The 7,295-nt window shown below is 68.8% G+C and carries 5 protein-coding genes and 1 pseudogene; 4 read left to right on the top strand and 2 right to left on the bottom strand.

All coding sequences use genetic code 11. The features are described 5' to 3' along the window. From D7V88_RS36520 to D7V88_RS42760, 4 genes are all read left to right on the top strand, one after another. The coding region (locus tag D7V88_RS36520) for an amidohydrolase family protein (RefSeq protein WP_147449021.1) at positions 1–1,163 on the top strand (1,163 nt) is incomplete at its 5' end. Between the two features lie 412 nt (positions 1,164–1,575). Then, positions 1,576–2,019 carry a hypothetical protein gene (locus tag D7V88_RS42765; protein ID WP_147449020.1) on the top strand — a complete coding sequence of 148 codons (444 nt, stop codon included), beginning with the start codon at positions 1,576–1,578 and terminating at the stop codon, positions 2,017–2,019. Positions 2,020–2,083: 64 nt separating this feature from the next. After that, positions 2,084–2,536, top strand: a complete 453-nt coding sequence (locus tag D7V88_RS36515) for a hypothetical protein (protein ID WP_120545207.1) — start codon at positions 2,084–2,086, stop codon at positions 2,534–2,536. Positions 2,537–3,267: 731 nt separating this feature from the next. Beyond that, positions 3,268–3,522, top strand: a complete 255-nt coding sequence (locus D7V88_RS42760; protein ID WP_147449019.1) for a hypothetical protein — start codon at positions 3,268–3,270, stop codon at positions 3,520–3,522. A 3-nt stretch (positions 3,523–3,525) separates the two neighbouring features. Here D7V88_RS42760 and D7V88_RS36505 read toward each other — a convergent pair whose 3' ends face one another. Then, entirely contained in the window at positions 3,526–6,777 is a 3,252-nt protein-coding gene (locus tag D7V88_RS36505) for a hybrid sensor histidine kinase/response regulator (protein ID WP_244238583.1), read from the bottom strand. A gap of 63 nt (positions 6,778–6,840) precedes the next feature. Further along, positions 6,841–7,284, bottom strand: a pseudogene (locus D7V88_RS45585) (PAS domain-containing protein); the annotation flags it as partial. Positions 7,285–7,295 lie beyond the last annotated feature (11 nt).

Below are 7,295 nucleotides of genomic sequence, written 5' to 3'. Positions count from 1 at the left end.
GGGCGAAGGTGGTGGATGTGAAGGGCAAGACGCTGATGCCGGGCCTGGTGGATGTGCACTGGCACGGGAGCATGGGCGTGGACGGGCTGATGCCGGAGCAGAGCTGGGTGCAGGCGGCGTCGCTGGCGTTCGGGGTGACGACGTTGCACGACCCGTCGAACAACTCGGAGACCATCTTCGCCGCGAGCGAGCTGGGCAAGGCGGGGATGCTGATGTCACCGCGCATCTTCTCCACGGGCACCATCCTGTACGGGGCGGCGAGCGCGGGGGCGCACGTGGAGATTGATTCGCTGGACGACGCGCGCCGGCATCTGCGGCGGATGCAGGCGTTGGGTGGGTTCAGCGTGAAGAGCTACAACCAGCCCCGGCGCGACCAGCGGCAGAAGGTGCTCCAGGCGGCGCGCGAGCTGGGGATGTTGGTGGTGCCGGAGGGCGGCTCGCTGCTCCAGCACAACCTGACGATGGTGGTGGACGGGCACACGGGCGTGGAGCACTCGCTGCCGGTGGCGCGCATCTACGACGACGTGCGCCAGCTCTGGAAGGGCACGCGCGTGGGGTACACGCCGACGCTGGGCGTGTCCTACGGCGGGTTGATGGGAGAGAACTACTGGTACCAGAAGACGAACGTCTGGGAGGACACGCGGCTGTTGTCCTTCGTGCCCCGGCGCGTGGTGGATGAGCGGTCCCGGCGCCGGGTGATGGTGCCGGACGAGGAGTTCAACCACCAGAACGTGGCGCGGGTGGCGAAGGAGTTGAACGACCTGGGCGTGAGCGTGCAGTTGGGCGCGCACGGGCAGCGCGAGGGATTGGCGGCGCACTGGGAGCTGGCGATGTTCGTCCAGGGTGGGATGACGCCGATGCAGGCGTTGCGCGCGGGCACGCTGAGTGGGGCGCGCTACCTGGGGATGGACGCGGACCTGGGCACGCTGGAGGGCGGGAAGCTGGCGGACCTGGTGGTGTTGGACAAGAACCCGCTGGAGGACATCTCGAACAGTCGGACGGTGCGCTACACGATGGTGAACGGGCACCTGTACGACGCCAACACGTTGAATGAAGTGGGCACGCGGCAGCGCACGCGGGCGAAGTTCTTCTTCGAGAAGGACGGCAACGAAGGGTGGAGCCCGAAGGCCTCCACGCATGCCAATGAGCAGGTATGCGATTAGGGTGGGTGCTGTGTTTGTGTGTCGTGGGCTGCGCGGTCAGCCCCCGGCAGTTCCGACAATCCCTGGGCCCGGGGCCGGGTCCAGGCTGCGTGAGCACGGTGGATTGCCAGTGCAAGGGTGGGGTGTTGGTGGCCTGCGAGCAGCTTGGCACTGCGCCCCGTCACCGAGTGCCGCCTCCGCTGCCACCGCCCGGGGCGGCGGAGGAGGCACGCGAGAAGGAGACCGACCGGCGCCGGGATTCCTGTGGTGATGACTACGTTCGTTGCGTCGATGCCGGCGGGGAAAGCAAGCCTGGGCGCGTGATGGGCGAAAGCCTGTGTGACTCCTGCCGGTCACACTGTATGGCCCAGGGATTCTGGCCCACGGCCATCTATTCCTGGAAAGGAGGCCGAGAGGAGTGTCGCAGAGGAAAATGAAAGGCTTCGACGATCCGCCCTACAGAGACCCCAACTGGGAGGCTTTCATGCAGGAGGTCGAGGAGACGACGCGACTTGCCTCCACGGACTGGCCGCGTTTCCGCGCAGGTCTGAGACACGTGGGGCGGCGCCATGCCGGACGTGTGCCAACGGTCTCGATGCACAGAAAAATCGCGGAGAATGTGTTCTTCTGTGCCGCGCATTGGAAGCAGACCCCGCGTATCGTGCGCGGCGCATTGCGCGCTTATCTGAAACATCCGCTGGGAACGAGAATGTATTCCTATGCCGCCGCGGAGTACTGGCAATGGGCATCCAAGGTTTCTCCCGAGGATCTGCCCGCCGCCGAATCCATGGTCGCGGAGGTCCGCGAGTACCTGCCGTCCCTAGATGAGCATGAGCGCTGGAACACGGAAGGCCTGCTGGCCTCCCTGAAGCGCTGAAGGCCGGCACGGCAGAGATGAGCACCCTCTCGACTTTCTGCCCCTGGAACGGGAAGCCGCTGACATGTCCGGGAAGATGAAAGAAGCCTTCGCCGACCCGTCCCTGCACGACCCGCACTGGCGTGCGTTCATCCTGGACATGGAGAACATGAGCGCGCGCGGGGACTGGCGACGCTTTCGTGCGGGCCTCAGACGACTGGAGCGGCGCCATGCCGGACACGTGCCCGCAGCCTCAATGCACCGTGCCCTCGCGGAGGACGCATTCTTGTGTGCCGCGCATTGGGAGCAGGCTCCACGCATCGTGCGCGGTGCGCTGCGTGCGTTGCTGCGATATCCGTTGAGGTTCGCGCTCTACTCCTTCGTGGCGGCGGAGTACTGGCGATGGGCGTCTCAGGTTTCCCCTGCGGATCTGCCCGCCGCCGAGGCCATGCTCGCGGAAGTTCGTGAGGCCCTGCCGTCCCTGGATGAGCACGAGCGCTGGAACACGGAGGGCCTGTTGGCCTCCCTGAAGCGCTGAGGGCCGGTGTACGTCCGAGATGATCACCCTTGCGCCCCGCTGCCTGTTCCGGGCCCCCAGGTTCGATGCATGAAGGGATTGGAGTCCGAGCGAGGCCACGCATGCTAATGGGAGGGGATGCGATGGGTGTTCATGCTGACGCTGTGTTGGAGTGTCGTGGGCTGCGCGGTCAGCCCCCGGCAGTTCCGACAATCCCTGGGCCCGGGTCCGGGTCCAGGCTGCGTGAGCACGGTGGATTGTCAGTGCAAGGATGGGGTGGTGGTGGCCTGTGAGCAGCTTGGAACCGTCCCCCGTCCCCGAGTGCCGCCTCCGTTGCCACCGCCCGGGGCGGCGGAGGAGGCACGGGAGAAGGAGACCGAACGGCGCCGGGATTCCTGCGGCGATGATTACGTCCGCTGCATCGACGCTGGCGGGGGAAGCCTGGCTGGCCGGGTGGAGGGCGAAAGCCGGTGTGACTCCTGCCGGGCCTACTGTATGGCTCATGGCTTCTGGCCCACCGACATCTACAACTGGAACGCGAAGCCGCTGACATGTCCGGGAAAATGAAAGAGGCCTTCGCCGATCCGTCCCTGCACGACCCGCACTGGCGTGCCTTCATCCTGGACATGGAGAGCATGAGCGTGCCCGCGGATTGGCGACGTTTCCGCATGGACCTCAGGCGCCTGGAGCGGCGTCATGCCGGACGGGTACCGGAGGCTTCGATGCATCGCGCCCTCGCGAAGGATGCATTCTTGTGTGCCGCGAATTGGGAGCAGACTCCACGCATCGTGCGCGGTGCGCTGCGTGCGTTGCTGCGATATCCGTTGAGGTTCGCGCTCTACTCCTTCGTGGCGGCGGAGTACTGGCGATGGGCGTCTCAGGTTTCCCCCGCGGATCTACCCGCCGCCGAGGCCATGCTCGCGGAAGTTCGTGAGGCCCTGCCGTCCCTGGATGAACACGAGCGCTGGAACACGGAGGGCCTGCTGGCCTCCCTGAAGCGCCTCTGACGCTCAGCGCGTCGCGGCCACCTGGGCCAGGGCCTGCTGTATCTCCGGCAGCGCGTACGGCTTGGGCAGCACCACCACGCCCAGCCACTGCTGCGGATCCCCATCCAGCGCCGCGCGCCCATGCCCGGAGGCGATGATGATGCGCATGGCGGGCTTTCGCAGCGCCACCTCGCGCGCCAGGTCCACGCCCGACATGCCCGGCAACGTCACGTCCGTGAACAGCACGTCGAACGGACCCGACGCCAGCGCCACCCGCGCCTCCTCCGCGCTCGCCACCGGCACCACGGCGTGCCCCAGCAGGTCCAGCAATTCGCTCGCGGACGTGCGGATGTCCTCGTCGTCCTCCACCAGCAACACATGCATCCGCCGCGTGGACTCCAGCGTCGCCGGCAACTCCTGGCGCGGCGGCACCTCCGGCCACGTCACCCTCGGCACCGGCGGCGTCAACAGTCGCTGCTTGCGCTGATCCAACAGCGCCCGCACCTTGCGCGCCAGGTCCTCGCGCCGGTACGGCTTGCTCAACAGATGCACGCCGGGGTCCAGCCGGCCGCCGTGCACGATGGCGTTCTCCGTGTACCCGGACGTGAAGAGCACCTCGATGTCCGGCTGGAGCATCCGCGCCTGCTTCGCCAGCTCCGGGCTTCGCACCGGCCCCGGCATCACCACGTCCGTGAAGAGCAGGTCCACCGCCACGCCGCTCTTCAGGATGGACAGCGCGCTCTGCCCGTCCACCGCGCGCAGCACCCGGTAGCCCAGCTCCGTGAGCAGCTCCACCACCGTCGCGCGCACGTCCGCGTCATCCTCCACCGCGAGGATGGTCTCCTGCCCGCCCTCCACCGGCCCCGTCACCACCTCGGGCACCGGCGCTTCCGCCTGGAAGGCGCGCGGCAGGTACACCTTCACCGTCGTGCCGTGCCCCACCTCGCTGTAGAGCTTCACGTGGCCGCCGGACTGCTTCACGAAGCCGTACACCATGCTCAGCCCCAGGCCCGTGCCCCGGCCCTCCGGCTTCGTCGTGAAGAAGGGCTCGAACGCACGCTCCATCACCTGCGACGTCATGCCCCCGCCCGTGTCCGACACCGCCAGCAACACATACGCCCCGGCCAGCACCTCCGGGTGTTGCTGCGCGTAGTGGTCGTCCAGCGACGCGTTGCTCAGCTCCAGCGTCAGCTTGCCCTGGCCCGCCATCGCGTCGCGCGCGTTGATGGCCAGGTTCAGGATGACGTTCTCCAACTGGTGCGGATCCGCCAGCGTGTTCCACAGCCCGCCGCTGATGACCGTCTCCAGCTCCACGTCCTCGCCCAGTGCGCGGCGCAAGAGGTCATCCATGCCCCGCACCAGTCGACCCAGGCTCAGCGAACGCGGCGCCAACGGCTGCCGCCGGGAGAACGCCAGCAATTGCGCCGACAGCCGCGCCCCGCGCTCCACCGCGCCCAGCGCCGTGCGCACCCGCTGCAACCCGCGCTCGTTGCCCACCACGTCGCGCTGCAGGAGCTGCAGGTTCCCGCCGATGATCTGGAGCAGGTTGTTGAAGTCATGCGCCACGCCGCCCGTCAGCTTGCCCACCGCCTCCATCTTCTGTGCCTGCCGGAGCTGGTCCTCCGTCTGCCGCTGCTCGGTGACGTCGCGCCCGCTGGCGTACAGCACGCCGTCCTCCGGGACCGGCACCGCCGTCCAGGCGATGCGCCGGACCCCGCCGTGCTTGCACCGGTAGCTGCTCTCGAAGTGCATCGTCGGCCGGCCTTCCGCCAGATGGCCCGCCTCATTGCGCGACCTCGCGTAGTCCTCCGGCGTCTCCAGCCACTCGGACGTGCGCCCCACCAGCTCCGCTTCCGTCCACCCGAGCATCCGCGTCCAGGCCGGGTTGACGCTCAGGAAGCGGCCCGCCTCCAGGTCCCCCACCAGCAGCAGGTCCTGGGACACGTTCCACACGCGGTCCCGCTCCTGTGTGCGCTGCGCCACCCGCTGCTCCAGCGTCTCGTTGGCCTGCCTCAGGTCCGCCAGGGCCTTGAGCCGCGTGAGCGCGGACCACACGCGGTCCGCCACGTTGCGCGCCAGCTCGACTTCATCCTCCAGCCACTGGCGCGGACGCACGTCGTGCAGGAAGAGCACCGCCGCGAACTCGCCGTGCTCCATCAGCGGGATGTTGAACAGCGCCCGGATGCCCACCTTCTCCAACGTGGCCGCCTGCGACGCCGTGCGCGGATCCAACCGCACGTCCGGGATGGCCACGACCTCACCGCGCTGGAGGTCCTGGAGGAACACGCCGTAGTCGTGGAAGCGGTGCACGCCCTCCACGCGGGACACCCTCGGGCCGGACACCCAGTTGGGGTGCATGAGCACCAGCGCGTGCGCGGTGTCCACCGTGCCATAGCCCGCGCGCGGCACCCCCAACAGGCGCCCCACCACCTCCATGGCCAGGTGCGCCGCGGCATCCGGAGACGTCGCCTCGCGCAGCCGGTCCGTCATCTCCAGCAACGCCGTCTGCCGCAGCTCCGTGCGCTTGCGCGCATCGATGTCCACCAGCACGCCGGGAAAGCGCAGCGGGGTCCCCTGGGGCGTCAGCTCGCAGTGGCCACTGGCCTCCACCCACCGGTAGATGCCGTCCCAACGGCGCACGCGGTACTCGGCGCGGAACTCGCCTCCCGCCTTCAGGGTGCGGCCAATGGTCGCCTCCACGCCCGGCCGGTCCTCCGGGTGCATGGACTCCACGAAGAGCTCGATGGGCAGGCCATCGCGCGCCTGGAGCGGGTTCAGCGAGAAGGCGCGCGCGAAGCGCTCGTCGGCGATGACGTTGTTGGCGGGCACGTCCCACACCCAGGTGCCAATCACCGCCTCGGTGTTCAACGCCAACTGCACCCGTTCGTTGGCCGCGCGCAGCGCGTCCTCCGCCTGGCGCCGCTCGGTGATGTCCTGCGTGACGCCAATGAGTTGCACCGGCTGTCCCGCCGCGTCGTGCACGAACGACGCCCGCCGGGAAATCCAGCGCACCGCCCCGGTGTCCGGCCTGCGGATGCGGTACTCCACCGACAGGGTGGACTGTCCGGCCGCCCGAGTGCGCGCGTTGGACAGCCGGTGCCGGTCCTCCTCCAGCGCCATCGACTCGATGACCTGCGCGGGCACGGTGTCCGAGCGCGGCAGGCCGTACAGGCGGCAGAACTCCGGCGTCACCGTCAGCAGGTTGGTGGCGATCTCCAACGTGAAGACGCCAATGCCTCCCGCCTCCTGCGCCAGCCGCAACTGCTCGCGCTTCACGCGCAGGCGCTCCTCGGCGTCCCGGTTCTCGGTGATGTCCCGCGAGACGCAGATGGCGAAGCGGGGCCTGCCCTGCGCGTCCCTCGCCAGCGAGACGTGGTTGTGCACCCAGACGACGCCGCCGTCCGGCCACACGTGGCGCTTCTCCACGGTGTAGGGCTCGCCTGTCTCCACCATGCGCTGGAACAGGCGGGCATTGCGCTCCCGGTCGTCCGGGTGCGTGAGCGACAGCAGGTCGCGGCCCAGCATGTCCTCGCGCGAGCGCCCCAGCAGATCGCAGTAGCGCTGGTTCATCAGCTCCAGCGTGCCCGTGAGGTCCGCCTGGGCGATGCCCACGCTGGCCTGCTGGAAGAGCACCGCCAGGCGCTCCCGGTCGAACGCGGGCGCGGTCGTCTCCGTCGCCGCGGGGGCATCACCCGCGTCCAGGCCCGCGTCGCGCAGGCGGGTGCGCAGACGTTCGAGCTCCGCCCTCAAGGCCTGTTCGGTGTCGGAAGGGGGGATGCTCATATGTGTGGGGG

It is taken from the genome of Corallococcus terminator, from assembly GCF_003611635.1.
GTDB classification, from domain to species: Bacteria; Myxococcota; Myxococcia; order Myxococcales; family Myxococcaceae; genus Corallococcus; species Corallococcus terminator.
This window is presented reverse-complemented; position numbering and strand designations above follow the sequence as displayed.